At 48.4% G+C, this 24147-nt stretch carries 23 protein-coding genes; 12 read left to right on the top strand and 11 right to left on the bottom strand.

Annotation, left to right across the window (positions count from 1 at the left end; all coding sequences use genetic code 11):
- Window positions 1-156 precede the first annotated feature (156 nt).
- From AC5L4R_RS07565 to AC5L4R_RS07555, 3 genes are all read left to right on the top strand, one after another.
- Entirely contained in the window at window positions 157-1125 is a 969-nt protein-coding gene (locus tag AC5L4R_RS07565; protein WP_494473323.1) for an IS4 family transposase, read from the top strand.
- A 283-nt stretch (window positions 1126-1408) separates the two neighbouring features.
- Window positions 1409-2014, top strand: a complete 606-nt coding sequence (locus AC5L4R_RS07560) for a TauD/TfdA family dioxygenase (protein WP_494473322.1) — start codon at window positions 1409-1411, stop codon at window positions 2012-2014.
- 298 nt (window positions 2015-2312) lie between these two features.
- The gene (locus tag AC5L4R_RS07555; protein WP_067238282.1) at window positions 2313-3494 is read left to right on the top strand and encodes a multidrug effflux MFS transporter; all 1182 of its coding nucleotides are present in this window, start codon (window positions 2313-2315) and stop codon (window positions 3492-3494) included.
- A 58-nt stretch (window positions 3495-3552) separates the two neighbouring features.
- Here AC5L4R_RS07555 and AC5L4R_RS07550 read toward each other — a convergent pair whose 3' ends face one another.
- Entirely contained in the window at window positions 3553-4470 is a 918-nt protein-coding gene (locus AC5L4R_RS07550; RefSeq protein ID WP_494473321.1) for a LysR family transcriptional regulator, read from the bottom strand.
- Between the two features lie 219 nt (window positions 4471-4689).
- Here AC5L4R_RS07550 and AC5L4R_RS07545 point away from each other — a divergent pair, with 219 nt between their 5' ends.
- From AC5L4R_RS07545 to murU, 3 genes are all read left to right on the top strand, one after another.
- Entirely contained in the window at window positions 4690-5658 is a 969-nt protein-coding gene (locus AC5L4R_RS07545) for an IS4 family transposase (protein ID WP_494473323.1), read from the top strand.
- A 124-nt stretch (window positions 5659-5782) separates the two neighbouring features.
- Complete coding sequence (locus AC5L4R_RS07540; protein WP_494473320.1) at window positions 5783-6859, top strand: aminoglycoside phosphotransferase family protein; 1077 nt, start codon at window positions 5783-5785, stop codon at window positions 6857-6859.
- A 49-nt stretch (window positions 6860-6908) separates the two neighbouring features.
- Window positions 6909-7625, top strand: coding sequence for an N-acetylmuramate alpha-1-phosphate uridylyltransferase MurU (gene murU, locus AC5L4R_RS07535; protein WP_494473319.1), 717 nt, complete (start codon window positions 6909-6911; stop codon window positions 7623-7625).
- A 56-nt stretch (window positions 7626-7681) separates the two neighbouring features.
- On the opposite strand, the gene AC5L4R_RS07530 is transcribed toward murU, so the two are convergent.
- Together AC5L4R_RS07530 and aspS are read right to left on the bottom strand one after the other, a co-directional pair.
- A complete protein-coding gene (locus AC5L4R_RS07530) occupies window positions 7682-8644 on the bottom strand; it encodes a lysophospholipid acyltransferase family protein (protein ID WP_494473318.1) in 963 nt (320 codons plus the stop codon).
- 10 nt (window positions 8645-8654) lie between these two features.
- Window positions 8655-10454, bottom strand: coding sequence for an aspartate--tRNA ligase (aspS, locus tag AC5L4R_RS07525; RefSeq protein ID WP_494473317.1), 1800 nt, complete (start codon window positions 10452-10454; stop codon window positions 8655-8657).
- 317 nt (window positions 10455-10771) lie between these two features.
- Between aspS and sohB the strand changes: the two genes are divergently transcribed.
- The 4 genes from sohB (at window position 10772) to AC5L4R_RS07505 (ending at window position 15335) form a co-directional block, all read left to right on the top strand.
- Window positions 10772-11746, top strand: a complete 975-nt coding sequence (gene sohB, locus AC5L4R_RS07520) for a protease SohB (RefSeq protein ID WP_494473316.1) — start codon at window positions 10772-10774, stop codon at window positions 11744-11746.
- 218 nt (window positions 11747-11964) lie between these two features.
- Window positions 11965-13158 (top strand): radical SAM family heme chaperone HemW, encoded by a 1194-nt coding sequence (gene hemW, locus AC5L4R_RS07515; protein ID WP_494473315.1) that lies wholly within the window; start codon window positions 11965-11967, stop codon window positions 13156-13158.
- 435 nt (window positions 13159-13593) lie between these two features.
- Window positions 13594-14343 carry an electron transfer flavoprotein subunit beta/FixA family protein gene (locus AC5L4R_RS07510; RefSeq protein WP_494473314.1) on the top strand — a complete coding sequence of 250 codons (750 nt, stop codon included), beginning with the start codon at window positions 13594-13596 and terminating at the stop codon, window positions 14341-14343.
- Between the two features lie 59 nt (window positions 14344-14402).
- Entirely contained in the window at window positions 14403-15335 is a 933-nt protein-coding gene (locus tag AC5L4R_RS07505) for an electron transfer flavoprotein subunit alpha/FixB family protein (RefSeq protein WP_494473313.1), read from the top strand.
- A 211-nt stretch (window positions 15336-15546) separates the two neighbouring features.
- Here the strand turns inward: AC5L4R_RS07505 and AC5L4R_RS07500 are convergent, their stop codons facing one another.
- On the bottom strand, window positions 15547-16482 hold the full coding sequence (locus tag AC5L4R_RS07500) for a hypothetical protein (RefSeq protein ID WP_494473312.1): 936 nt from the start codon (window positions 16480-16482) through the stop codon (window positions 15547-15549).
- A 271-nt stretch (window positions 16483-16753) separates the two neighbouring features.
- Here AC5L4R_RS07500 and AC5L4R_RS07495 point away from each other — a divergent pair, with 271 nt between their 5' ends.
- Together AC5L4R_RS07495 and AC5L4R_RS07490 are read left to right on the top strand one after the other, a co-directional pair.
- Window positions 16754-17548 (top strand): DnaA ATPase domain-containing protein, encoded by a 795-nt coding sequence (locus AC5L4R_RS07495; RefSeq protein WP_494473311.1) that lies wholly within the window; start codon window positions 16754-16756, stop codon window positions 17546-17548.
- A 137-nt stretch (window positions 17549-17685) separates the two neighbouring features.
- Window positions 17686-18435: a DUF2057 domain-containing protein gene (locus AC5L4R_RS07490; protein ID WP_494473310.1), complete on the top strand. Its 750-nt coding sequence runs from the start codon at window positions 17686-17688 to the stop codon at window positions 18433-18435.
- A gap of 61 nt (window positions 18436-18496) precedes the next feature.
- Here AC5L4R_RS07490 and AC5L4R_RS07485 read toward each other — a convergent pair whose 3' ends face one another.
- The 7 genes from AC5L4R_RS07485 to AC5L4R_RS07455 all read right to left on the bottom strand — a co-directional run bounded on the left by AC5L4R_RS07485 (window position 18497) and on the right by AC5L4R_RS07455 (window position 24136).
- Window positions 18497-19009 carry a type II secretion system protein M gene (locus AC5L4R_RS07485; RefSeq protein ID WP_494473309.1) on the bottom strand — a complete coding sequence of 171 codons (513 nt, stop codon included), beginning with the start codon at window positions 19007-19009 and terminating at the stop codon, window positions 18497-18499.
- Window positions 19010-19048: 39 nt separating this feature from the next.
- Complete coding sequence (locus AC5L4R_RS07480; protein ID WP_494473308.1) at window positions 19049-20359, bottom strand: type II secretion system protein L; 1311 nt, start codon at window positions 20357-20359, stop codon at window positions 19049-19051.
- A 26-nt stretch (window positions 20360-20385) separates the two neighbouring features.
- Complete coding sequence (gene sixA, locus AC5L4R_RS07475; protein ID WP_494473307.1) at window positions 20386-20868, bottom strand: phosphohistidine phosphatase SixA; 483 nt, start codon at window positions 20866-20868, stop codon at window positions 20386-20388.
- 38 nt (window positions 20869-20906) lie between these two features.
- Window positions 20907-22133: an NAD(P)H-dependent glycerol-3-phosphate dehydrogenase gene (locus AC5L4R_RS07470; protein WP_494473306.1), complete on the bottom strand. Its 1227-nt coding sequence runs from the start codon at window positions 22131-22133 to the stop codon at window positions 20907-20909.
- Between the two features lie 255 nt (window positions 22134-22388).
- A complete protein-coding gene (locus AC5L4R_RS07465) occupies window positions 22389-22952 on the bottom strand; it encodes a nitroreductase family protein (RefSeq protein WP_494473305.1) in 564 nt (187 codons plus the stop codon).
- A gap of 76 nt (window positions 22953-23028) precedes the next feature.
- Window positions 23029-23334, bottom strand: coding sequence for a hypothetical protein (locus tag AC5L4R_RS07460; RefSeq protein WP_494473304.1), 306 nt, complete (start codon window positions 23332-23334; stop codon window positions 23029-23031).
- A gap of 103 nt (window positions 23335-23437) precedes the next feature.
- Window positions 23438-24136, bottom strand: a complete 699-nt coding sequence (locus AC5L4R_RS07455; RefSeq protein WP_494473303.1) for a VIT1/CCC1 transporter family protein — start codon at window positions 24134-24136, stop codon at window positions 23438-23440.
- Window positions 24137-24147 lie beyond the last annotated feature (11 nt).

Raw genomic sequence — 24147 nt, 5'->3', positions numbered from 1 at the left:
AATAACAATTTTTCTCACGAACCACCATTATGCCAAACCTTAACAGACTCAGTGAAATATTAACCCAAAACCTTACAATGAACAAGGCAAGAATTATCTGTTTAAGCCTCATGATAATCGCCCTAATTACCGCCCAAAGCAGTAATCTAAAAAAAAATAGCAAGGCACCTACTTAATAGTGGCAAGACGGACAGTCACTACCGCAGGCTACAGCGATTTATCGCCAGTGCTGTCATCGACTATGACCAACTAGCCATATTGCTATATCGGCTATTTGGACTTAGCAAGGTTACGCTTACCATTGACCGCACCAACTGGAAATGGGGGAAAAGCAACATCAACCTATTTATGCTAGGGGTAGTCTATAAGGGCATTGCCATACCACTTTACTGGGACATGCTAGACAAACGGGGTAACACAAACCACCTTGAGCGAGCCGAACTCATTGAACGCTTTATCAAGCAGTTTGGTAAACACAACATTGATATGATACTGGCAGACAGAGAATTTGTTGGTGAACGATGGTTTAACTGGCTAACAGAGCATCACATACCTTTTGCTATTCGTATCAAGAAAAACAGCAAAGTTGTGAACCATCACGGCAAATTGGTACAGATTAAAGAACTATTTCGTCATGTTACTGCCTTTGAGACCTATAGACATGGACGGATACTGGTCGTTGATGGCTGTGCTGTCCGAGTATTTGCCAAACGTGATAAAGACCATGGTTTAGTGATTGTAGCAACCAATCAGCTACAAACCCTTGATGCGATGACAATTTATGCTAAGCGTTGGGAGATTGAGGGTTTATTTGCTTGTCTTAAAGGTCGTGGTTTTAATCTTGAAGAGACGCATTTGACTAAGATGGATAGGGTAAGTAAGTTAGTGGCAGTCAATGCTTTAGCATTTTGTTGGGCTTATCATGTCGGTATTCATCAAGATAAGCAAAGACCATTAAAACGTAAGCCCAAGTCAAACGGTCGCCCTCAAGCCAGTTTATTTGCTTTAGGCTTGGATTTGTTGATTGAGGGCTTGCGTTTGGTGTTGTTGAACAATGATAAAGCCGTATTTCGACAGTTGGTCAGTTTTTTAACCCCTAAACCCGTGAAAATTGGTTGGGGCTGATTTTTTGTCGTGTGCAGAGAATATTTTTAGCAAATTCGAATGTTTTTAAAACTCTGTTCTAGACACATAAATTATAGCTTGATTAATTGGAATATCTACCGCTAATTATCGATAGGTGTTATGTATTTCCTCAAATCAAATTATGTCGTAAATGCTCTGTTATTAAAAATTAAATCATATTTTTTAAAACTTAAAATTTATATAACTCTTAATTTGATATTTTGTTACTAATGTTTAGTAAGTTAAAGCATTAATAATGAACTTTAATATGGAGTTAAGTAGTATGAGTATGATAATTGAAAATGATTATATTAGAGAGCCACTCCCATTTTACGGTTTTGAACGAATATTGGGGGAGGATAGTCAAGCAAAAGTCATTAATTTATTTACAACAAAGGAACTTTATGATGACTTGAAAAATACTGAGGCAGTGATATATCGATGTTTTAATTATTCATTAGAAGAATTTAATGAAATTATTAAAAAACATTCCTCAAAAGTTACATTTGACCCAGCTAGAAAAGCATCTACAAGCAATACAGCGGAGATTAATGCTGGAATATTTGAAATGGGATTACATCAAGAGAATGGCAATCTTCCATTTAATCCTGATTTGCAATGGTTCTATTGTTTAGAAGCAGCAACCAAAGGTTCTGAAACAACCTTATGTGATGGACAAAAAGTCTTATTCGAGTTGCCGAAAGAAATAAGGAAAATGTTTGAAGAAAGAAATATACGTTACACAAGACGTATACCTTGGGCAAATGTTCAAAGATTTCTTGTAGTTATAAATGACATCCAAGATTTTAGAAATAAATTTTATACGGTTACGGGTAGACCAAAACGGAAAGAAATAGAATTAGCGTTTATTTCAAAAATTTATTCCTAAGGAAAATGAAAATGTATCAAACTAAGATGATAGAGCTTTTCCCTTTATTGGTGGTTATTTTATCGATAAATCTCACTACTTACAGCCAGCTTGGATTTTTATGCTAGCTGGTATAGTCATTTTATTATTAATGTGTTTAAGGTTCTCGCCAACTAAGTTTTCAATTCACTACTAATCTTTCTTTTGCACCAAAGAAACTATTTATATTCCTTAACTTAGCAAGCAGATGACACCTGCTTGTTTCCCTAAACTCGTCTTTTTTAAACAGGTTTGGCTTATATTTAAGAGGTTTTTCAAAATGATGGAAAGAAAAAAGTATGAAGATTTTATCGTCTTTTTAGCTCCTTTTATAAACAGTCTAGGTGGCATTGCTATTGACTTGTATGCACCAAGCTTACCTTCAATCGGAGCTGAATTTTCGGCATCTGCATCCATGATGCAAAACACCATAACCATAACTTTGTTGTTTTATGCAATAGGGCAACTTTTTTTTGGCGTAATGGCAGATTCTGTTGGTCGTAAGACTACAGTAATATTTGGTCTCGTCATTTTTGAAATAGGTAGTATTCTCGCTGTGGTTTCTAATTCAATTGCCATTCTGCTCTTAGCAAGAGCTTTTCAGGGATTCGCTATCGGTTCTTGTCAAGTTGTGGCAAGAGCATTGTTAGTAGATAACATTACTGGTAAACGATTTGTAGTCGCAATCACTTATTTAAGTTTAGCATTTGGTCTAGGTCCTGTGATATCGCCTTATATTGGAGGTCTGATAGAGGTTCATTGGGGATGGCGTTATAATTTTGTTTTATATGCGATTTACGGAGCTTCGATTTTAGCGTTAGTGAGCCTGAAGTTACAAGAATCTTTATCTTTCGAAAATAGAATGCCTATTGCTAATGTTATCAAAGGTTTTAAACCTATTATTGCTGATAAACGTTTTATGTCAGCTGTCGTAATACTTGGAGCAAGTTTTTCCTCCTTTTTACTTTGGAATGTAATTGGAACTTATATTGTTCAGGAAAAACTTGGTTATTCTGCCAAGTATTTTGGTACAACCGCATTAATCGTAGGGTTAGCTTATTTATTAGGCACATTGCTTAATAGAGTGTTAATCAATTATTTTGAGTCAAGTCGTTTAATTATTGTAGGCGGAGTAATATTTTTAATAGGTATAATTATTACACTTTTTAATCAAAACTTAATGGATTTGAAGACATTGCTTGGTGGAATAATTATTATTGCCTTTTCTCAAGGACTGATTTTTTCAAATGCGATGAGTGTATCAATGTCATTATTTAAAGAGCGTGCAGGTTCGGTGGCAAGCTTACAAGGTTGTCTAATGATAGCTTTTGGGTCTATTGTAACGCATTTAGTTAGTTCTATTAAAATCGAAAATGGCTCAACCGTAGCAAGCATTTTTCTTGGTTTATTTTTATGTTATGTCTTGGGCGTATCATACCTAAAAGCTAAATATTATAAATAGTTTTGACCATAAGTTTATATGCCCATTTTTAACTTGCAACAGGATAAAGTGAGTGAGATTACAACCTAGTATTTAACTGGGAAATTATCTTTCTTAATTCCATGACGGCTGGACTCTTTGTTCTAGATTTGGGCCATATCATATCTAATGTGAAATTTGGAAAACCCAAAGGTGGGGAAAGAATGTCTACACCGTCTGGAATATTAAGAAAAGGAACTAATTTTTTAGGTATAGATAAGGTGGCAGGAACTTGAGTTATTATATTGATACATGCTTGATATGAATTGGCACTTGTCAAAATTCTTCTATTCCTGCCCATCCTTTTTAACCACCCATCAATCATGTTCTCATCTGACTGCCAAGGAGTCGGAAACACATGTGGTGACTTACAAAAATAGTCGATGTCCATCATGTTGTTATTTTCCTGTCTATAGGTAGTTAAGCAATAGAAATCGTCATTAACTATAGACTCCCATTTTAAGTTAGGATGCAGGCGGTGATAGCCTGGACCAAATCCAAAGGCAACATCAATATCCCCAGTGAATAACTGTTCAAGAGGTAAATCTTGTGCCAGTTTTTGAACATGTAATGAATTATTTGAGTTTTCTGTAGCTATTATTTTCAAAATGCAAGGTAAGATACTGAGCTCAAAATATTCTGGTGCAGAAATACGCCAAACTTTAGCTTGATTAGATAAACTCTTGTCTATTTCAGCGCACTGGTTTATGGAATCTAATGCTAATTGCATATAAGGTAAAATAGATTGAGCTCTTACAGTTGGTAACATGCCATTATCATTAGGCGTAAATAATATATCGTCGAAACAAAACCTTAATTTTTTCAAGCAGTAGCTTACTGTAGATTGACTTACATTTAGTTCCTCAGCTGTTCTTTTAGCACTTTGGAGTCGCATTAGTGTTAAAAAAACAGCAATATCCTGAATATCGATCTGTTTTAGATGGTTAAAAAGTAACATAATTTCCCGCTTTTATCTCAGCACACGACAAAAAAACGAAAAAGTCTGTTAAAGCAATAGCATAATAACAATTTTTCTCACGAACCACCATTATGCCAAACCTTAACAGACTCAGTGAAATATTAACCCAAAACCTTACAATGAACAAGGCAAGAATTACCTGTTTAAGCCTCATGATAATCGCCCTAATTACCGCCCAAAGCAGTAATCTAAAAAAAAATAGCAAGGCACCTACTTAATAGTGGCAAGACGGACAGTCACTACCGCAGGCTACAGCGATTTATCGCCAGTGCTGTCATCGACTATGACCAACTAGCCATATTGCTATATCGGCTATTTGGACTTAGCAAGGTTACGCTTACCATTGACCGCACCAACTGGAAATGGGGGAAAAGCAACATCAACCTATTTATGCTAGGGGTAGTCTATAAGGGCATTGCCATACCACTTTACTGGGACATGCTAGACAAACGGGGTAACACAAACCACCTTGAGCGAGCCGAACTCATTGAACGCTTTATCAAGCAGTTTGGTAAACACAACATTGATATGATACTGGCAGACAGAGAATTTGTTGGTGAACGATGGTTTAACTGGCTAACAGAGCATCACATACCTTTTGCTATTCGTATCAAGAAAAACAGCAAAGTTGTGAACCATCACGGCAAATTGGTACAGATTAAAGAACTATTTCGTCATGTTACTGCCTTTGAGACCTATAGACATGGACGGATACTGGTCGTTGATGGCTGTGCTGTCCGAGTATTTGCCAAACGTGATAAAGACCATGGTTTAGTGATTGTAGCAACCAATCAGCTACAAACCCTTGATGCGATGACAATTTATGCTAAGCGTTGGGAGATTGAGGGTTTATTTGCTTGTCTTAAAGGTCGTGGTTTTAATCTTGAAGAGACGCATTTGACTAAGATGGATAGGGTAAGTAAGTTAGTGGCAGTCAATGCTTTAGCATTTTGTTGGGCTTATCATGTCGGTATTCATCAAGATAAGCAAAGACCATTAAAACGTAAGCCCAAGTCAAACGGTCGCCCTCAAGCCAGTTTATTTGCATTAGGCTTGGATTTGTTGATTGAGGGCTTGCGTTTGGTGTTGTTGAATAATGATAAGGCTGTATTTCGACAGTTGGTCAGTTTTTTAACCCCTAAACCCGTGAAAATTGGTTGGGGCTGATTTTTTGTCGTGTGCAGAGAAATGTAAATAAACCTCGCCGCGCATTTTGTCCTTGTTGTGCGCGGCGTTTTTCGGTAGCATAGCGGTTTTTAACGAGCAGTAACGGTACAGCGGTAACACAACCATGGATGACACACAGACAGCGCGTGCAGACGCACGTTCTGAAGCAATGGCGCAATGGCTTACGCGCGTATTTGATGGCGCAGCGTTTGACACGGTCGCACTGGCAGGTGATGCCAGTTTTCGACGTTATCATCGGCTACGCGTGCACACGCCAGCAGGCGAGCAGCCCTATATCGTCATGGACGCGCCGCCCGACAAAGAGAGCGTCAGCCAATTTGTCGCCGTGGATAAACTGATGGCAGGTGCGGTGCATGTGCCCCATTTGGTTGCGGTTGATGAGGCGCAAGGCTTTATCGTGCTAGAGGATTTTGGCGGCACGGATTTTGCCGATGTCATCCACAGCGACGCAGGCACGGCAGACGCGCCCACCGCCCAGCGTTACCGTGAGGCCATGCAGGTGATTTGTCGATTGCAGCATATCCCCGTGGCCCAAGCGCGCGCCAGCATATCCGATTATGACGACGCGCGCTTACGCCGTGAGATGCTGTTGTTTAGCGAATGGTTTTTGCCGTATGTCGGTGTGGCGTTTGATGACACGCATTTTAGCCTGGCGCAATGGCAGGCGGTGCAAGCTGCAATTATCGCGCAAGTCACCGCGCAGCCGCAGGTGGTGGTACACCGCGATTTTCATAGCCGCAATTTGATGATTTTGCCGCAGGATTTGGGCGTGATTGATTTTCAAGATGCGGTGGTGGGCGCGTACAGCTATGACATCGTGTCATTGCTGCGTGATGCGTACGTTGATTGGAACGCGGCACAAACTGACGCGTGGTTTGCTGAATTTTTTGCGATGGTGCAGCCGCAACTGCCAAATTTGACCAAACACCAGTTTGACCTTGATACCATGACCATGGGGCTACAGCGTCATCTAAAGATTTTGGGCATTTTTGTGCGCTTGTATCAGCGCGATGGCAAGGCACGGTATTTGGCAAACTTGCCGCGCGTGTTGCAAGATACGTTGCTAGAAACACGCTGGCTTGCCCAATCACAAGGCGGGGTATTTGCTGAGTTTGACGCGTGGCTCAACACCGCTGTAGCGCCTGCCTTTACACAAACAATCTCTCAGTCAAAACCCTAAAAACCCTTAAAAAAACAAACCTTTAAGAAATAAGGCTAAAACAATTACCATGATTCGCCAAGCCATGATTTTATCAGCGGGCAAGGGCACGCGCCTGCGTCCACTGACCTTGACCACGCCCAAACCCTTGGTAAGCGTTGGCGGACAGCCACTGATAGCGTGGCATTTGCGCGCGCTCAAACACGCAGGCATCACAGAGGTTGCCATCAATGTGTCATGGCTGGCAGACGCGCTGCTGTCGGCTTTGGGCGATGGGCAAGCGTTTGGCGTGAAGATTCATTGGTCAATTGAGCCCGATGAGCCGCTTGAGACCGCAGGCGGTATTCGCCAAGCCTTAGCCACAGGCAAGTTGGCAGACGAGCCGTTTTTGTTGGTCAATGGCGATGTGTGGACACCGCTGGATTTTAGTCAGTTGTTGCACCATGAGTTGCAAACCAACCTTGCGCATCTACTTTTGACGGACCAAGCCACCCACAACCCCAACGGCGATTTTGCCCTGCACGATGGGCGCGTATCGGCGGCTGGTGCGCCCAAGCACACGTTTGCAGGGATTAGCGTGTTATCACCGCGCTTGCTTGATGGCGTGCCTGCGGGCGCGACACAGTCACTAGCACCGCTGCTCAAAGCCGCCATGCAAGACGGCAAGGTCACGGGTGAATTGCTGGCGCAAGATTGGGTGGATGTTGGCACACTGGCACGCCTAGAGCGTCTAAACGCTAAACTTGCCACAGACGGGGTGGGCGGTCATTTGGGCGCACCTGTTTAGGGGCATCTGTCTAATTGTTCACATCGCTAACGGCCTAAATTGGCAAAAATACCGTGTTATACCAAATGCCGATTGGGCGACGCGATGTTCGTTATGCCATGAAATTGCGCCACCGCGTGTTGCACCGTGTGCCAGTCTTTGCGATAAATCCCCTTGAAGTTCGGCACACCCTTAAAACGTCGATAACCCCAAACGTATTGGGCAGGGTCGCGCGCAATCATGGTGGCGATGGCACGGTTGAGCGCAGCGGTTGAGACGACAGCGTTACGCGCCCACAAATCTGCATCCGTCAAATCATCGCAATACACCACAAAACCATCGTCGCCACGCAAACACGACAAGCCAACCAAACGGCAGCCTGTACGTGCGGCAAGTTTGGTCGTCAGTGTACCAGTCAGCGTAGGCACGCCAAAAAACGGCACCACCACCCCACCACTTGGTTCAGGTACGTGGTCGGGCAGTACAATGCTAAAGCCACCTTGTTTTAAGGTTTGTAGTACGGCTTTGACGCCACGGGCATCGGTCGGTACCAGTGTTGCCCGTACGCGTTCACGCCCTTGTAGCATCAGCGCATCTACAGTCGCGCTGTCTGTCGGTTTGTACATGATGGTCGGCGGGGCGAACTGATTAAGCCACGCGTTCATTATCTCCCAACAGCCCAAATGTGGTACGATGGCAAGCACCCCATTGCCGCTTGCCAGCGCGTCAGTAAGCACCTGCTGCCCATGCACGGCGCGGATTTGCCGAACTGACCAATCAGGTGGCATGACCCAGCTTTTAAGCGCAGCCGCCGCATTGAGGTATTGGTTAGTCAGCGTTTGCTCAGCAAGCTGTTGCCGTGCTTGCGCCGACAGATGAGGGTAGGCAAGCGCAAGATTGTAGCCAATCACGCGCTTGATGGTCAGTTGGCTTACGTCATTGACCGCCCAGCTTGCCGTGCGTGCCATGCCGTTTAACACAGTTAGCGGCACATGACGCAAGGCAACGCTTAGCGGTTTGACAGGGTTTAAGTCTAGCAAAACGCTTGGCTTATGAGGCAGGCTTGTCTTTTTCGCGCAGACGAATGCCCAATTCGCGCAGTTGCTTGGCATCGACAGGCGCAGGCGCGTCGGTCAAAGGACATTCTGCGGTTTTGGTTTTTGGGAAGGCAATCACGTCACGGATTGAGCTTGCGCCTACCATTAGCATGATCAAACGATCAAGCCCGAATGCCAAACCACCGTGAGGCGGCGCACCGTATTTTAGGGCGTTGAGCAAAAAGCTAAATTTTTCTTCAGCCTCAGCTTCATCAATGCCCAGTGCTTCAAATACCGCTTTTTGCATCTCAAGCGTGTTGATACGCAGCGAGCCGCCGCCAATTTCGGTACCGTTTAGCACCATGTCATAGGCGATAGACAGCGCGGTTTCGGGGCTGGTTTTCATCTCCTCAACCGTGCCTTTAGGGCGGGTAAATGGATGGTGTACCGAGGTCCATTTGCCATCGTCGGTTTCTTCAAACATCGGAAAATCCACCACCCACAGCGGTGCCCATTCACACGTCGCCATGTTCAAATCGTGCCCAATTTTGACACGCAGCGCGCCCATCGCGTCATTGACGATTTTGGCTTTGTCCGCGCCAAAGAAAATCAAATCGCCGTCTTGTGCCTCGGTGCGTTTGATAAGCTCAACCAACACCGCATCGGACATGTTTTTGATAATCGGCGATTGTAGGCCCGATTCTTGCTCAACACCGTTGTTGATTTTGCTTGTGTCATTGACCTTGATATACGCCAGACCCTTTGCACCATAAATACCGACAAATTTGGTGTATTCATCAATTTGCTTACGGGTGATTTGTGCCCCGTTGGGAATACGTAGCGCGACCACACGCCCTTTGGGGTCATTGGCAGGGGTAGAAAAGACTTTAAATTCAACATCTTGCATGATGTCAGCGACATCGACCAGTTTGAGCGGAATACGCAAATCGGGCTTATCTGAAGCGTAGTCACGCATCGCATCGGCGTACGTCATCCGTGGAAAATCGTCAAATTCCACATTCAGCATGGTGTTAAACAAGTCTTTAATCAGCCCTTCTGCCAAATTCATGATATCTTCATCACTCATAAATGAGGTTTCAATATCAATTTGGGTGAATTCTGGCTGACGGTCAGCGCGTAAGTCCTCATCACGAAAGCACTTGGCGATTTGGTAATAACGGTCAAAACCTGCCACCATCAACAACTGCTTGAACAGCTGTGGCGATTGTGGCAAAGCATAAAACTCACCGTTTGACACACGGCTTGGCACCAAATAATCGCGCGCGCCCTCAGGTGTTGCACGGGTCAAAATCGGTGTTTCAACATCCAAAAAGCCGTGGTCATCCAAATAACGGCGGATGGTTGAGGTGGCTTTGGCGCGAAACTTCATGCGTTCTTGCATCTCAGGACGGCGCATGTCCAAAAAGCGGTATTTAAGGCGCAATTCCTCAGACACGTTGGTGAATTCATCATTGAGTGGAAACGGCGGCGTGTCTGCGGTGGCGATGGTGTCGATGTGCTTGGCAAGTAGCTCAACCTGACCGCTCGTCATGTTGGGGTTTTCTGTGCCAGCATAGCGGCGGCGGACGCGCCCTGTGATGGCAAGCACATATTCGGGGCGCGCAGCATCGGCAGTGGCAAACGCCTCAGGCGTGTCAGGATCGACCACAACTTGTAGCAAGCCCTCACGGTCGCGCATATCCAAAAAAATCACCCCACCGTGGTCACGGCGACGGTGCACCCAACCGCAGATGGTGATGGTTTGGTCAATCAGCTGTTCATCAACAAGCCCGCAATACTGTGTCCGCATCATACAACGCTATCTCACTGTTTTTAAATAAAAATTTAGCTAAAATTTGCCCATTACCAATCAACAACAATCCTAGGACAAGCAGCGGCAATGTTTTGCCATCACCTTGCGATGACAACCACCTGTCTGATTTGGCAAAAATCATGCAAACGCTTATTATGCCGTTTTTATGGTGATTTCTCAATGTTTGCGGCTAAAATGTTTGCGGTTAAAATTTGTCTGTACAACTTGAAATTGCCCGCCTTGATGCCTACTAAAATGTGTTAAATTAACGTATATTGGACAAAATTTTTCTTTTTTAGCGCAATTGGGTCATCACCATGTTATTTCAAAACAGCAAAAATCCGCTTGACATCAAAGTCACCCATTTAAATAAAATCAAAAACCAGCGCAAACAGCAGCTGATGCTAGAAATTGGCAATAAGCCAAGTTTAAAAACACTGCTCAAGCGCGCGCTGACCGATTTGCCAAAACGTGGCAATGGCCAGCACAAGGTGTTTGTGTTGGATTTTAATGGCGATATCAAAGCCACCGCCGTGCAGCAGCTGCGCGAGGAAATCAGCGCGTTATTGACCGTTGCCGAAGCAGGCGATGAGGTGGTGTTGCGCCTTGAGTCCGCTGGCGGATTGGTGCACAGCTATGGCTTGGCGGCGGCACAACTGGTACGCATCAAAGACGCTGGGCTTAGCTTGACGATTTGTGTGGATAAAATTGCCGCCAGTGGTGGCTACATGATGGCGTGCGTGGCTGACAACATCGTGGCTGCGCCGTTTGCGGTGGTCGGCTCGATTGGGGTGGTGGCGCAAGTGCCAAATTTTCATGAGTTTTTGCAAAAACATGACATCGATGTTGATGTCTTCACCGCAGGCAAATACAAGCGCACCGTGACGGTGTTTGGCAAAAACGATGCTGAAGACAAAGAAAAATTCCAACAAGAACTTGAGCAGACCCACAAGCTGTTTCAAGATTTTGTGCGCAATTTTCGCCCACAGTTAGACGTTGCCCAAGTTGCCACAGGCGAGCATTGGTACGGTGAGGATGCGTTGGCGCGTCATCTGGTGGATGATTTGCAAACCTCAGACAGCTATCTGCTGGCTAAAATGGCAAGCCAGCAGGTGTATGCCATCCATTCGCGCCGTAAGCCCACGTTTGCCGAAAAACTTGGCTTGGCGCAATCAGCACAAGCTGCTACCCAAGCATTGAGCCAGCGCATGGTGGCAGGGGCGTTGGACGCGGCAACAGCTAAGCTGCCTGAGGTCATGCACGCCTTTGAACCGCGCCAAAACCAGCACTAAAGCCAGCGTGCCATTTAGCGATGGCTGCCCAATCGGTGCAATTTGATAGCAAACCGACGCTTTATCACTTGTTGCCGTAAACCTGCAACTTTAGCCAATGTATGCCAAACTAACAAGCCACCATGCCGCACGACATGCCGCCCACGGGCTAACTAAGCCTTAATCGGCCTTAATAAGCCTCAAGCGGTTGGCGTGCGGTGTGCTGCCATCTTGAGCCCATGACCGTGTCAAAGCGTTTTTCGTCAAATCCTGTCTCATTAAATCCTGCCAATGTGCCGCTTGCACTGTACATTCATGTGCCGTGGTGTGTCAAAAAATGCCCGTATTGTGATTTTAATTCACACACCCTAAACGGTCAGGCGGAGTTTGCCGCGTATGCCGATGCCCTGCTGCAGGATTTGGACAGCCAGCTGACTTTGGTGCAAGGGCGTGTCATCACGTCAATATTTATTGGCGGCGGCACGCCATCGCTGATGCCGATTTCTGCCTATGCACGGCTGTTTGATGGCATTGCCAAGCGGCTGACGCTGAGCGCGGATTGTGAAATCACCTTAGAAGCCAACCCTGCCACCGTTGAGCACGCGCCGTTTGGTCAATATTTAGATTTGGGTATCAATCGGTTGTCGTTGGGCGTGCAGAGCTTTGCGCCCGATAAACTACAAGCCTTGGGTCGTATTCACAGCCGTGCGCAGGCGGTGGACGCGGTCAAAGCCGCACAGGACGCAGGCTTTAGCCGTCTAAACATTGATTTGATGCACGGCTTGCCCAGCCAAACCCTTGCTGACGCGCTGGCAGATTTGCAGCAAGCGTTTGATTTACAAGTGCCGCATATATCGTGGTATCAGCTAACCATCGAGCCCAATACCGTGTTTTACCGTGCACCGCCCACCTTGCCCGATGAGGACGCGCTTGACGCGATAGGCGAGCAGGGGACAGCCGCGCTACAAGCACACGGCTTTACCCAATACGAGGTGTCAGCATGGGCGCAAACATCAGACCAACAATGCCGCCACAATCTCAATTACTGGCAATTTGGTGATTATTTGGCGATTGGCGCAGGCGCGCACGCCAAAATCACAAGGCCCGATGGCGTGTTTCGTTTTAGCAAAACCCGTTTGCCCAAAGACTACCTCACCGCGCACGGCACACACGGTAAAGTCGGCTGGCAGCGCATTGATGAGGACGCGCTGGCGTTTGAATTTATGCTCAATGCCTTGCGCCTCAAAGATGGCGTACCGCGTGCGTTTTGGCAGACGCGCACAGGTTTGGCGCTGGATACCATCGCGCCGACGCTATCACGCTTGGGCGCGCAAGGCTTGATGGCTGATGATGCCGCGCGTATTCGCTGCACCGAGACGGGGTTTTTGTTTTTAAACCGCGTGTTGGATGAATTTTTGCCCCCAACCGCGTGATATCGGCCAAAGTTTGTCTGCCCGTTGGCTAACCTGTGGCAGATATGACACCTAAAAAAAGTCTTGTCAAGTCATTTTACGGCACAAAATTAGCAAAATATCAACAAAACCATGACTTAGGATTCACCGCCAAGCCTTGATTTGTCGCGTCAGTTAGCGCAACATAAGGCAGCTAAATGGTTGTAGGTCATCAGCCGTGACCAACCAGCGCGGCACTGCATGGGCAAGCCGATTTTGCGGCGCACACATTTTATGTCATAGACTTTAGGTAAGATACAGGGACGCATAAAATAACCGCAACGGGCGCACGATTGGCTATTTGAACGCCGCGGTGAACTTGTGTAAAATCAAGACCACCGTGAGCGAATGTTTTATTTAATCACAAAAAACCTGCCATAGGTTTTGTTTTTTTTAATTAAGAGCAAAGAGGAAGCTATGAAAGCATTAGTCGCCGTGAAGCGTGTTGTGGATTATAACGTTAAAGTTCGGGTCAAAGCTGACCAAACAGGCGTTGAGCTGACCAACGTCAAAATGTCCATGAACCCATTTGATGAAATTGCCGTTGAAGAAGCGGTGCGCTTGCAAGAAGCAGGTGTGATTAGCGAAATCGTGGTTGTCTCAATCGGCCCTAAAGAAGCGCAAGAACAAATCCGCAGCGCGATGGCGATGGGCGCAGATCGTGGTATTTTGGTTGAAACCAATGACACCGTGCGCCCCCTACAAGTTGCCAAAATCCTAAAAGCCATCACCGAGCAAGAAAACGCCGATGTGGTGATTTTGGGCAAACAAGCCATCGACGATGACAACAACCAAACAGGGCAGATGTTGGCAGCATTGCTTGATGTGGGGCAAGCGACCTTTGCCTCTCAAGTACAAATCGCCGACGGCAAAGCAACCGTCACCCGTGAGATCGACGGCGGCTTACAAACCGTTGCCTTGCCATTGCCAGCCGTCATCACCACCGACTTGCGCTTAAACGAGCCGCGCTTTATCAAGCTGCCTAACATCATGAAAGCCAAGAAAAAGCCACTCGATGAAGAAACGCCCGCTGATTATGGCGTTAGCACGGATGCCAACATCCAAGTGGTCAAGGTCACCCCACCTGCTGAGCGTCAAGCAGGCGTGCGCGTGGGCTCAGTCGATGAATTGATTGACAAGCTAAAAAATGAAGCCAAAGTCATCTAAGACCCAACAAACCCAATACGTGTAGATTTTAATATTTGATATTTGAAAAGGATTCCAACATGAGCATTTTAGTCTATGCCGAGCACGACAACCAAGAGCTAAAAAAAGCCACCTTAAGCGCGGTCACCGCAGCTGGCCAAATTGGCGGTGACATCACCGTATTGGTAGCAGGCAATGGCTGCCAAGACGTTGCCCAACAAGCCAGCCAAGTGGCAGGCGTAAGCCGCGTACTGTGCGCGTCAAACCCCGCCTTTGAAAACCAACTTGCCGAAAACATCGCCGCGTTGGTCGTGTCATTGGCAGGCGACTACAGCCATATTATTGCCCCAGCCACCACCACAGGCAAAAACTTTATGCCACGCGTGGCCGCGCTATTAGATGTCAATATGGTATCAGACATCACAGCCGTGATCGACGCAGAAACCTTTGAGCGTCCAATTTATGCAGGCAACGCCATTGCCACTGTCAAAGACACCGAAGCCAAAAAAGTCATCACCGTGCGCGGTACTGCGTTTGATGCGGCAGCAGCGCAAGGCGGTTCGGCACAAATCGAGGAAATCAGCGCAGGTGGCGACGCAGGCAAGTCAAGCTTTGTGGGTGAAGAGTTGGCAAAATCTGACCGCCCAGAATTGACCTCAGCAGAAATCGTCGTGTCAGGCGGACGCGCACTGGGTAGCGGTGAGAACTTCACCAAATACATCGAGCCATTGGCGGACAAATTGGGCGCGGCAATGGGCGCATCACGCGCAGCGGTTGATGCAGGCTATGTACCCAATGACCTACAAGTTGGTCAAACGGGTAAAATCGTCGCACCCAGCTTGTATATCGCAGCAGGTATCTCAGGTGCGATTCAGCACTTGGCAGGGATGAAGGACTCTAAAGTCATCGTCGCCATCAACAACGACCCAGAAGCGCCAATTTCACAAGTGGCAGATTACTTCTTAGAAGGCGATATTTTCGATGTCTTGCCAGAATTGACCAGCAAGCTATAAGACTACAGTCTAGTCATTTGCTTGAGCCATAAAAAATCCCGTTATCACACGGGATTTTTTATTTGTTGAGAAAAAACTGGGAAACATACGGTCAATGCCGTGGTGATAAAAAATCGCGGTGCGCCGCTTGCCTAAGCCCGTAGGCAGATACGTGCGCACGGCTTATTTGTTAAAATGGCTTTTTTACAATAGGTTATCTTAAATCAGAGGGTTACGGGTTGTAATTGTACGCCAGCACCGTCGGCGCGCGGTAGCCATTGACCGCGTCACGCGTGGCAGCAAAATCAATGACATAATTATAAATGTGGTCATTTTCGTTAATCAGCCCATCGCCGTTGGTATCGGCTTGGGTGGTGAAATAAAACCGCTGCACCTCTGGCAGCCAATAGGTAGTTTTGACGTACTGGTCAATCGGGTGCAGTTTGGTCAAATGATTGCCCGTGTCATCACTCATGTAAAGCGCCAGCTGGTCATCGATGTTGGTTTTGCTGTCGTTGTCGTCGGGCAACTCTTTGACTTCATAAATAAAATGCCCGAGCAGTTTTTTGTCTGTTGGGGTGGTCAGATTGGCTGTGTCCGCAGCACGAGTCGGGTCATTGGCAAGCGCGTCGCTGGGTGTTTTTGCCCCATCCACATAGGGATAAAACACGGATTTGATTAAATAATTGTCTTGGGAAAACAAACGCTTGGCACTACGGGTTTTGATGTTTTCAAACACCAGATTATACACATTCGCGCTAAAGGTATAAGGCGCGGTTTGCTGAAAATAGTTGGCAGGCGTGTTGCCGCGCTTGGCATTGGTGTAGCTACTTTGTGCAGACACAGACGGCACGATAGGATGCAGCAGGCTGGGCACACCCTCTAAATACACAGGAAAATCCGCTTTTTTGAGCCCCACCACCGCAGGTGGCAGCGTGGCAGGCATATCAGCAATGATGACATCGCCATTTTGTGGCGCAGGTGCGGCGGTCGTGCTCGCCGTGGGCGTGCGGTTACGCGCCACATGGGTAACAGACGATGCGTCGCTGTTGGTGTTGGCAGGCGCGTTGATACGGTCGCACCCTGTCAAAACAACAGCACACGCAGCGGCAGATACGCCCAACCAACGACAGACGGCAAAAGAATTTGGTGGCAAATGAGATAACATAATGGTTTATTTGTCAAAACGTTACGCGTATCATACGCAAGTTTGTCAGCACTGGCAAGGCTTGGGTGGTAGGTCTGATGCTTGCTGAATGACAAAAATTTGCACACCGATGGCTAGCCATGCTATCTTTGCTTGCCAAAATTGGTATAATAACCGCAAATTGCCAACGCATAATCCGCCATGGCTGTGCCAATACGGCCAACACGCGGTGAATAAATAACAAGTCGATTCACATTGTAAAATTGCGTTGGGCGAGGAACAACCACCAGCGATGACGCAGCGCCAACTTAGCCTAGACTTATACATCAAACAAGACGCAAGTTTGAGCGATTTTGCGGGGCCAGGCTGGCTGTCCGTGATTGATGCGGTGCGACAAGCGCATGTTGGCTTGGTCAATCAGCTCTACCTACAAGGCGAGGCGGATACGGGCAAATCACACCTGTTGGCCGCCATTGGCGAATCGTTTCGCGAGCTGGGTAAATCGGTGATCTACCTGTCCATGCGCGAGCTGGTTGGGCTTGATCCACAAGTGGTAGGTGGGCTTGAAACCATGGATGTCATCGCCGTTGATGACATCGATGCCATCGAGGGGCACGCAGGTTGGCAAGAGGCGATTTTTCATCTTATCAACCGCAGCCGCGAGCGTGGACAAGATGAACAGGTTTTGTTGGTATTTGCCAGCCGTAAGCCGTTTGGGCAGCTTGATCTTAGCTTGCAGGATTTAACATCACGGTTGGCAAAATCGCTGTTGGTGCCATTGCCAACGGGCAATGAGCGCAGTGACCGCGCGCTGATTTTGCAGGCAGTGCTCAAGCGGCGCAACTGGCAATTTGATCCACGCATTACCGACTACTTGCTTGATGAAGGTCCCAAGCGCATTGGGGCAATGCTTGAGGTGTTGGCAGCTGTGCAGCCGATGTTCACCAACCTTGAGCGCGTGCACGTGACCAAGGCCAAGGTGCAAGCGGCGATGAAACTGATTGATGAACGCACGTTGCTTGATGAATTGCGCGATTTAACACCCGAACAAGACCACAACGCGCAGGGGGATTGGCTGGATTTTTAAACCCGTGGCATTGTTTTGTGCAAAGATTTTTACCAAACATGCCTTGTCAGCAATCAAGCGCCCTGACTGACAACCCTACATTTTTTGTAACCAGCGGATTGAGTAATCAAACTTTAATTGCATACCAAGGAAGTTTTATGAGTGTTAAATTGATGCGTGTCAAAAAAGTGTCAAACGGCTTGCGTGTTGCCGCCTGTATCAGCTTAGCGGCGGTCAGTGCGCCTGCTGTCGCGCAGGTGACGCTAAACGTCGGTGATAATGTGGTGGTCACCGCAATCAACGGGCAAGAGGTTAAAACCAGTATGTTCCGCGACCCCACGCGCACGTTCACGCTAGAACCCGGTAAACACGTCATCACGGCCAAATACCAACGTTTGTATGATCTGCGCGGTGATGAGCACGATATCTTGCGCTCAGACAACGTCAGTATTCCCGTTGAGCTGCAAGATAACCGCACCTACACGTTGGTCATGGCCAATCAGCCTGAAGCCTACAGCCGCGCCAAAGACTATGCCAAAAAACCCACGCTTGCCTTGGTGGATAGCAACAGCCAAACCATCGCCAGCCAGCAGGCGCAAGGCGGTGGCGAAGGTGGGATTTTTAGCGGTCTAAGCTCAGCGTTGGGCGGCATCTTTGGTGGAAGCAGCAACGCGGTAGCGTCTAATCAACAAACCATCGACGCGCTAGAAGGCAAATCGGGCAGCAGCATTCCTGCTTTAGGGCAGTCAAATCCGACAGCTGCCAACACCAGCACAGCGGTGGCCAGCAATACCCATACCGCCGCTGCCACCCCTGCCAATATGGACACGCTTGACCAGTTCATGAACCTATGGCTTAAAGCCACCCCTGCCGAACGTGAAAAAATCCGTCAGTGGGTCCAGCGTTGATACCAACCTTTGACGCGGTTAGATGATGCGATGACAAAGCCTGCTTGCCAAGCAGGTTTTTTTATTGCGGCTGTTTAAGCAGTGCCTGCACGCTTAGCGCGTCAGGTGCGGTTTGAGTGATTTGCAAACGCTCAATCACAAGCCCACGCTGCACCCACTGGTTAAGCACGTTGTTGATCACAGGCGTTTGCCCATGACGAAACGCCACTTCCACACCATCGGCATTGGGCGCGATTTGCGCGTCTATACCTGCGCCTGCTAGCACCTCTTGCACGGCTGTTTGCAGGTCTTGGGGGCTACTTTGGTTGGGATTGATGTTGCTGGCTTGGCTGCGTAGCCAAAACAAGTCATTTAACGTGCTGTTGTACGCGGCTTCACGCGCATTGGCACGCTGGTGCAGTGTCCAGCCACCAAGCCCGATGGCCAAAATTAACAAAAACACCGTCAGCACCGCCAAGGCGATTTGGTCGCGTGGTGCTAGCTGACTATAGCGTTGGCGCAGTGGCGCGGCCGTGCGTTGTAGGGCAGCACCGACGGGCGCAAGGGGTGAGCGAAACGAAAGCTTAGCAGGCATGACAGGCATAAAGCGAATTAAACCAAAATAAAGACCAAATTAGAGTTGAATCTCAAGCGTTGCGCGCGTGTTGGGGGTATCGGGGGCAACAGGGTTGTTTGGCGTATCACTGGGCGCGAATACAGGCGCATGACTGGCATTGCCAAGTTTGGCTTTGACCCCTTGTGCCGCCAATGCTGCCACCGCACGATTGACGTGATCCATATTTGGCGCGCCCAATGTCAGCTGAATGTTGTTGTTTTGGTAGTTAAGCTGTTCAGCAACCAGTTGATTTTGCTGCAAAATCGGCGCAACGCTGCTTAACGTTCCTAGCAGGCTTGCAGATGGCAAAGCTTGTGTATTGACCAATTTGCCTGCCAGTTGGCGCTGCACCGATAGGCGCGGATTGAGGCGTTCATTGGGAAACCAGTCACGGTATTGCGTGGTGAGCATGGCCTGTGCGCGTTTTTGCGCCTTTTGGTAGTACCACAGGCGCATCCCATCAACCGTTAAACTTGTGATGAGTGCCAGCGCGCTCACTGCCAAAATGGTTTTGGCATACGCCGATAGTCCGCGTTCACGGGTGGCTTGGGCAAAATTCAGCGCGTGACGCAGCGGCGTTGCCACAGGGTGCGGCGGCTCTGCCAATGGTTGATAAGCGATATCCAGCGTGCCTAGCATCGCCTCATCAAGCGTACCGCAAACATACAGCCGACTTAAGTTTAGTTTTGCCAAAGCCAAGGGCAAATGGCTGACCGCCAACCCCGTCGGTTGGGGCGCGTGGGGCAGGGTGTAGGTCAAAAGCTGGGTATCAGCGTCTTGATACCATACCGCGGCATGGGTTGTTGGGTCAGTATCTGGCACAGCTGGCAACAAGACAAAATCAGGCAACATCGCGTTGATATCAATACCTGCCAAAGACGCAGCCGCCAGCCAAGCATCGCGGTCAGCATCATGCAAGGCGTATAATAGCGTTTGCGCGTCTGGGGTTGGCGCGGTGTCGGCTTGATGCTCGCCTTTGTCATCTATCGTTGGCGGGCTGGATGAGGGCGCAGCTTTGTCGCTTGGGCGGGCATACGCGCGGCTTTTGATGATTAAATCATCGACACCGCCAATGCTACTGTCCTCAAACAAATACCGCCGCCCATTTTCGCCCAAGGTTTTAAGCTGCTGCGCGCTGAGTTCGACGGCTAGTTGTAGCAAATACACGCTAGGAAAGTACAAGCATACCGACTTGCTACGGTTTTTGTTATCTTGCAATGCCGCCAACGCGCTGACCTCTTGCCAGCTGTCGGCCGCTTGCCAAGTTTGCGTGGTTGCCTGCCAAACGCGCAACGCCGCATTTGGATTGGGTTGCCAAACGTGTATCACCGCTTCATGATTCCTTGCTGACAAACTCAAACTTGCGGTACAAAGCGCGCGACCAATTCGGCAAGGTCAGGCGCGAACACCTCGGTGTGCAACACGCGCGCTTCGGCAAGGCTAAAGTCATCTGGCTCGCTGCCTGACAAAATTGCCGTGACATTGGCGATGATATTCATATGAAACACCACCACCACGCACGCGTCTGCAAGGTTATCAATTTGCTCTAGCTGGGCGGTCAATGAATTCACCGCTTGTTTGGCATCGTCATCGGGTGTGATGTCACCATTGACCCACACAGGCACGTTCTTGGCGTTTACCAACGCATTGTGCAAAATCTCGCAAGTTTGCGCCGCGCGGTTGTACGGGCTGTGGATAAACAGCGTTGGTTGATGGTGTGCCGCTAGCCAGTCGGCGGTTTGTTGGGCTTGGGCTTTGCCAAGTTCGGATAGGTTGCGTTCGCTGTCGGGCTGGGTGTACGCGCCTGCGTCACCGTGTCTGACCAAAATGATTTGCATAACTGACCTATTGATTGTTTTGGTGAATGATGTTTGCCTTAAAAACGCGGCGCGGCGATGGGTTGGTGCGGCATGACAAACTCAACATCGCTACGAAACCCTGCTTCCATCAAATTGAGCGCGACGGTAAGCGGTGCTTGCCCTTGATAAATAATATCATACAACGCATGGGTGATCGGCATATAAATGCCAGATTTTTTTGCCTTGTCATTGACCTGGGCAATGGTGTTGATACCCTCGGCGGTTTGCCCCAATTTTTTGACCGCGTGCTCAAGGCTCATGCCTTTGCCAAGCATGTTGCCGATTTGATAATTGCGGCTTAGCGTTGAGGAGCAGGTGGCGTACAAATCGCCCACCCCCGATAGCCCCAAAAACGTCAAGGGGTTAGCACCCGTTTGTACGCCAAAGCGGCTCATTTCTGCCAGTGCGCGCGTCAGGAGCATGGCTTTGGTGTTCTCGCCGATGTCATACGCCGCCGCCATGCCCATGGCGATGGCATAGATATTCTTGAGTGCGCCACCAAGCTCAACGCCAATAACGTCATCACTGGCAAACACACGAAAAAACGCACTGTGTAATGCGTGTTGTACAGCATGGCGCAGGGCTTCGGATTCACTGGCGATGACCGTTGCCGATGGCATATTGTTCATGATTTCTTTGGCAAGGTTTGGGCCACTCATCACGCCAAACGCCACGTTGGGCAGCTCCTCACGGATGATATCGCTCATCAGCGCGAAGGTGTCTTTTTCGATGCCTTTGGTTAAAGAGACCACCGCTTGCGCGCTAATTAATGGGGCGATTTTTTGGATGGTCTCACGAAACGCGCTACTGGGCACAGCGACAAACACGATATCGCAGCTTTGTACCGCGCTGGCTAAATCATGGCTAAACACCAAGCCATCATCCAGCACAAAATCGGGCAGGTATTTTTTGTTGATACGGGTTTTTTGCATGGCGCGTACGCTGCGCTTGTCACGCACCCACAGCGTGACTTGTGCCCCGTTTTTGGCTGCCAAATTTGCCATGGCAGTGCCAAAACTGCCACCGCCCAACACCGTGATACGCAGGGCGCTGCCTGTATTGACACGTGCAGGCGCATTGTCAGCATCCGCTGTCATCGCGTCTGTATCGTCCGTGGTCTCATCGGCTTTGACTTTTTTGACGGTTTTGTCAAGCACGTCGGCAAAGAGTTTGCTGGCTTTTTGCCGATTTGCCGAAAGTTTTTCTAGGTTTTCTACCAGTGTGGGCAGTTGGGGCTTTTTCATGGCAATCCTTTGGCAATGATGTCATCTAATCGGCAAAATGAAATGCACCGCGCGGCTCTGGCACGGGCTTGGCATTGTCTTAAAAATTTCTTGCGCCAGCGGCTCAGGCAAATTGTCGTGCACCTAAAACGTCCTCGATAAAATCGCATGGCTTTTGGCATGGTGGCTGCTCTTTTTAAGGTGTCGGGTGGTAAAATTGTAATCAAAATGATACAAGTGAGCCAACGGGCTGGGTTTGGGCTCAATCAAAACCGATTATGCCCAATAATCCAGCAAATCACTTAAATCCAGCGGCGCGCGCGCAGGCATTTGCACATCGGTTGAGCCGACATAAATAAAGCCTACCACACGGTTGTTAGCATCCAAATCAAAAAACCGCGTGACTGCCGCGCTGTCAGCCAACGCGCCTGTGCGCCACACACTACCAAAGCCCATCACATGTAAAGCCAGCAGCAGATTTTGTACCGCTGCGCCTGCTGCCAGCAGCTGCTCATACGGTGGTACTTTGGGGTGGTCTTGATACGCGGTGACGCAGGTGATGACCATTGGCGCGCGCAAAGGCATATTGCGCGCTTTGTCCAAGGCTTTGGCATCGGTTTCGCCCGTATCAAGCATAGCTTGGTGCAGCGTATCGCCCAGTCGCGCCAACGCATCGCCCTCTAGCACGATAAAGCGAAACGGCTGCAAACATTTGTGGTCGGGCGCGGTGTAGGCAAGTCTGATAGCGCGTTCAACCTGCGCGTGGCTGGGCGCAGGCGCATTGAGGTTACCAATCGAACGACGTGAGGCAATCAAATCAAAAAATTCATCGGTATGCATGGTGGTTAGTTAAGTTTTATCAGGTTTGGGTTGAATCAGTTTTAGTGACAAAAATAATAGCATATTTTAGCCGAATTTATAGCTGTGTGCTGGGTGCGGTGGTGGCTACCACATCTGGCATATACGAATAGCCAAACGCAAAGCCTAAGACAAGCGCGATGGCATAAACGATAAAGAAACGGCTAAAGACTAGCCGCTCATTGGTCATCAGTCGATCCTTGTTGGATAAGTACCAAATAATATGCACCAACGGAGAGAATAGCACGGCTAAAATACCCATCAAAACACTGTGCCTAAAGATGATAATTAAGGTTTTGATAAAATACCAAAGCCAAACCAAGGCAGCAATGAACAGCAAAACAGCAAGTATGGTAGTCATCATAGGCATCCTAAGCAATCACTGATCAAATGACTATCAGCTTAACGACAACAGCACTTGATAAACAATATAATTTAAGCATATTTTTTGGTGTATTGTGTTACCTCTAACCAGCATCCACGCCAAACAACCGCCCAACCAAATGGGTGATACCCAACGCCAGCGCGCCCCACACCACAATGCGCACAATCGCAGGCAATGGCTTAGCACCGCCTAGATAAGCCGATAGCCAGCCTAGCAACGCCAAGCCAATCAATGTTGCCGCGGCCAGCCCCATCAGTAAATCACCCTGCGGCAATAGCCACACGCACAAAATCGGCAAAATCGCGCCCACCGTAAACGACAGGCCCGATGCCACGGCGGCTTGAAGCGGATTGGCCTCTGCCGTCTCGGTCAAACCCATTTCATCACGCGCATGGGCTTCAAGCGCGTCATGCTTGGTCAAGGCAACAGCAACCTCATGCGCCAATGCTGGCGACAAGCCGCGTTGGGTATAGATGTGTGTCAGCTCGACCAATTCGCGCTCGGGGTTGTGGGTCAGCTCGTATTTTTCTTTGGCTAAGTCCGCTTTTTGTGTGTCCGACTGTGACGACACCGACACATATTCCCCTGCCGCCATGCTCACCGTGCCTGCGCACAGTGACGCAAGCCCTGTCAAAAGTAGGGTATGGCTATCGGCTTGGGCTGCCCCCACACCCATCAACAAGCTGGCAGTGGAGATCAGCCCGTCATTTGCGCCCAATACCGCCGCACGCAGCCAGTTGTTGCGCTCACTAAAATGCCGCTCGGGATGGATCGAATACATACCGATGTCCT

The sequence above is a fragment of the Faucicola sp. SE7633 genome, from assembly GCF_059264685.1.
This window is presented reverse-complemented; position numbering and strand designations above follow the sequence as displayed.

Bases quoted from the DNA above. Each gene is read 5' to 3' on its own strand.
- AC5L4R_RS07560 (WP_494473322.1), top strand. From the start codon at position 1,409: ATGAGTATGATAATTGAAAATGATTATATTAGAGAGCCACTCCCATTT.
- AC5L4R_RS07555 (WP_067238282.1), top strand. From the start codon at position 2,313: ATGATGGAAAGAAAAAAGTATGAAGATTTTATCGTCTTTTTAGCTCCT.
- AC5L4R_RS07550 (WP_494473321.1), bottom strand. From the start codon at position 4,470: ATGTTACTTTTTAACCATCTAAAACAGATCGATATTCAGGATATTGCT.
- AC5L4R_RS07540 (WP_494473320.1), top strand. From the start codon at position 5,783: ATGGATGACACACAGACAGCGCGTGCAGACGCACGTTCTGAAGCAATG.
- murU (WP_494473319.1), top strand. From the start codon at position 6,909: ATGATTCGCCAAGCCATGATTTTATCAGCGGGCAAGGGCACGCGCCTG.
- aspS (WP_494473317.1), bottom strand. From the start codon at position 10,454: ATGATGCGGACACAGTATTGCGGGCTTGTTGATGAACAGCTGATTGAC.
- sohB (WP_494473316.1), top strand. From the start codon at position 10,772: ATGTTATTTCAAAACAGCAAAAATCCGCTTGACATCAAAGTCACCCAT.
- hemW (WP_494473315.1), top strand. From the start codon at position 11,965: ATGACCGTGTCAAAGCGTTTTTCGTCAAATCCTGTCTCATTAAATCCT.
- AC5L4R_RS07510 (WP_494473314.1), top strand. From the start codon at position 13,594: ATGAAAGCATTAGTCGCCGTGAAGCGTGTTGTGGATTATAACGTTAAA.
- AC5L4R_RS07505 (WP_494473313.1), top strand. From the start codon at position 14,403: ATGAGCATTTTAGTCTATGCCGAGCACGACAACCAAGAGCTAAAAAAA.
- AC5L4R_RS07500 (WP_494473312.1), bottom strand. From the start codon at position 16,482: ATGTTATCTCATTTGCCACCAAATTCTTTTGCCGTCTGTCGTTGGTTG.
- AC5L4R_RS07495 (WP_494473311.1), top strand. From the start codon at position 16,754: ATGACGCAGCGCCAACTTAGCCTAGACTTATACATCAAACAAGACGCA.
- AC5L4R_RS07490 (WP_494473310.1), top strand. From the start codon at position 17,686: ATGAGTGTTAAATTGATGCGTGTCAAAAAAGTGTCAAACGGCTTGCGT.
- AC5L4R_RS07485 (WP_494473309.1), bottom strand. From the start codon at position 19,009: ATGCCTGCTAAGCTTTCGTTTCGCTCACCCCTTGCGCCCGTCGGTGCT.
- sixA (WP_494473307.1), bottom strand. From the start codon at position 20,868: ATGCAAATCATTTTGGTCAGACACGGTGACGCAGGCGCGTACACCCAG.
- AC5L4R_RS07470 (WP_494473306.1), bottom strand. From the start codon at position 22,133: ATGAAAAAGCCCCAACTGCCCACACTGGTAGAAAACCTAGAAAAACTT.
- AC5L4R_RS07465 (WP_494473305.1), bottom strand. From the start codon at position 22,952: ATGCATACCGATGAATTTTTTGATTTGATTGCCTCACGTCGTTCGATT.
- AC5L4R_RS07460 (WP_494473304.1), bottom strand. From the start codon at position 23,334: ATGATGACTACCATACTTGCTGTTTTGCTGTTCATTGCTGCCTTGGTT.
- AC5L4R_RS07455 (WP_494473303.1), bottom strand. From the start codon at position 24,136: ATGTATTCGATCCATCCCGAGCGGCATTTTAGTGAGCGCAACAACTGG.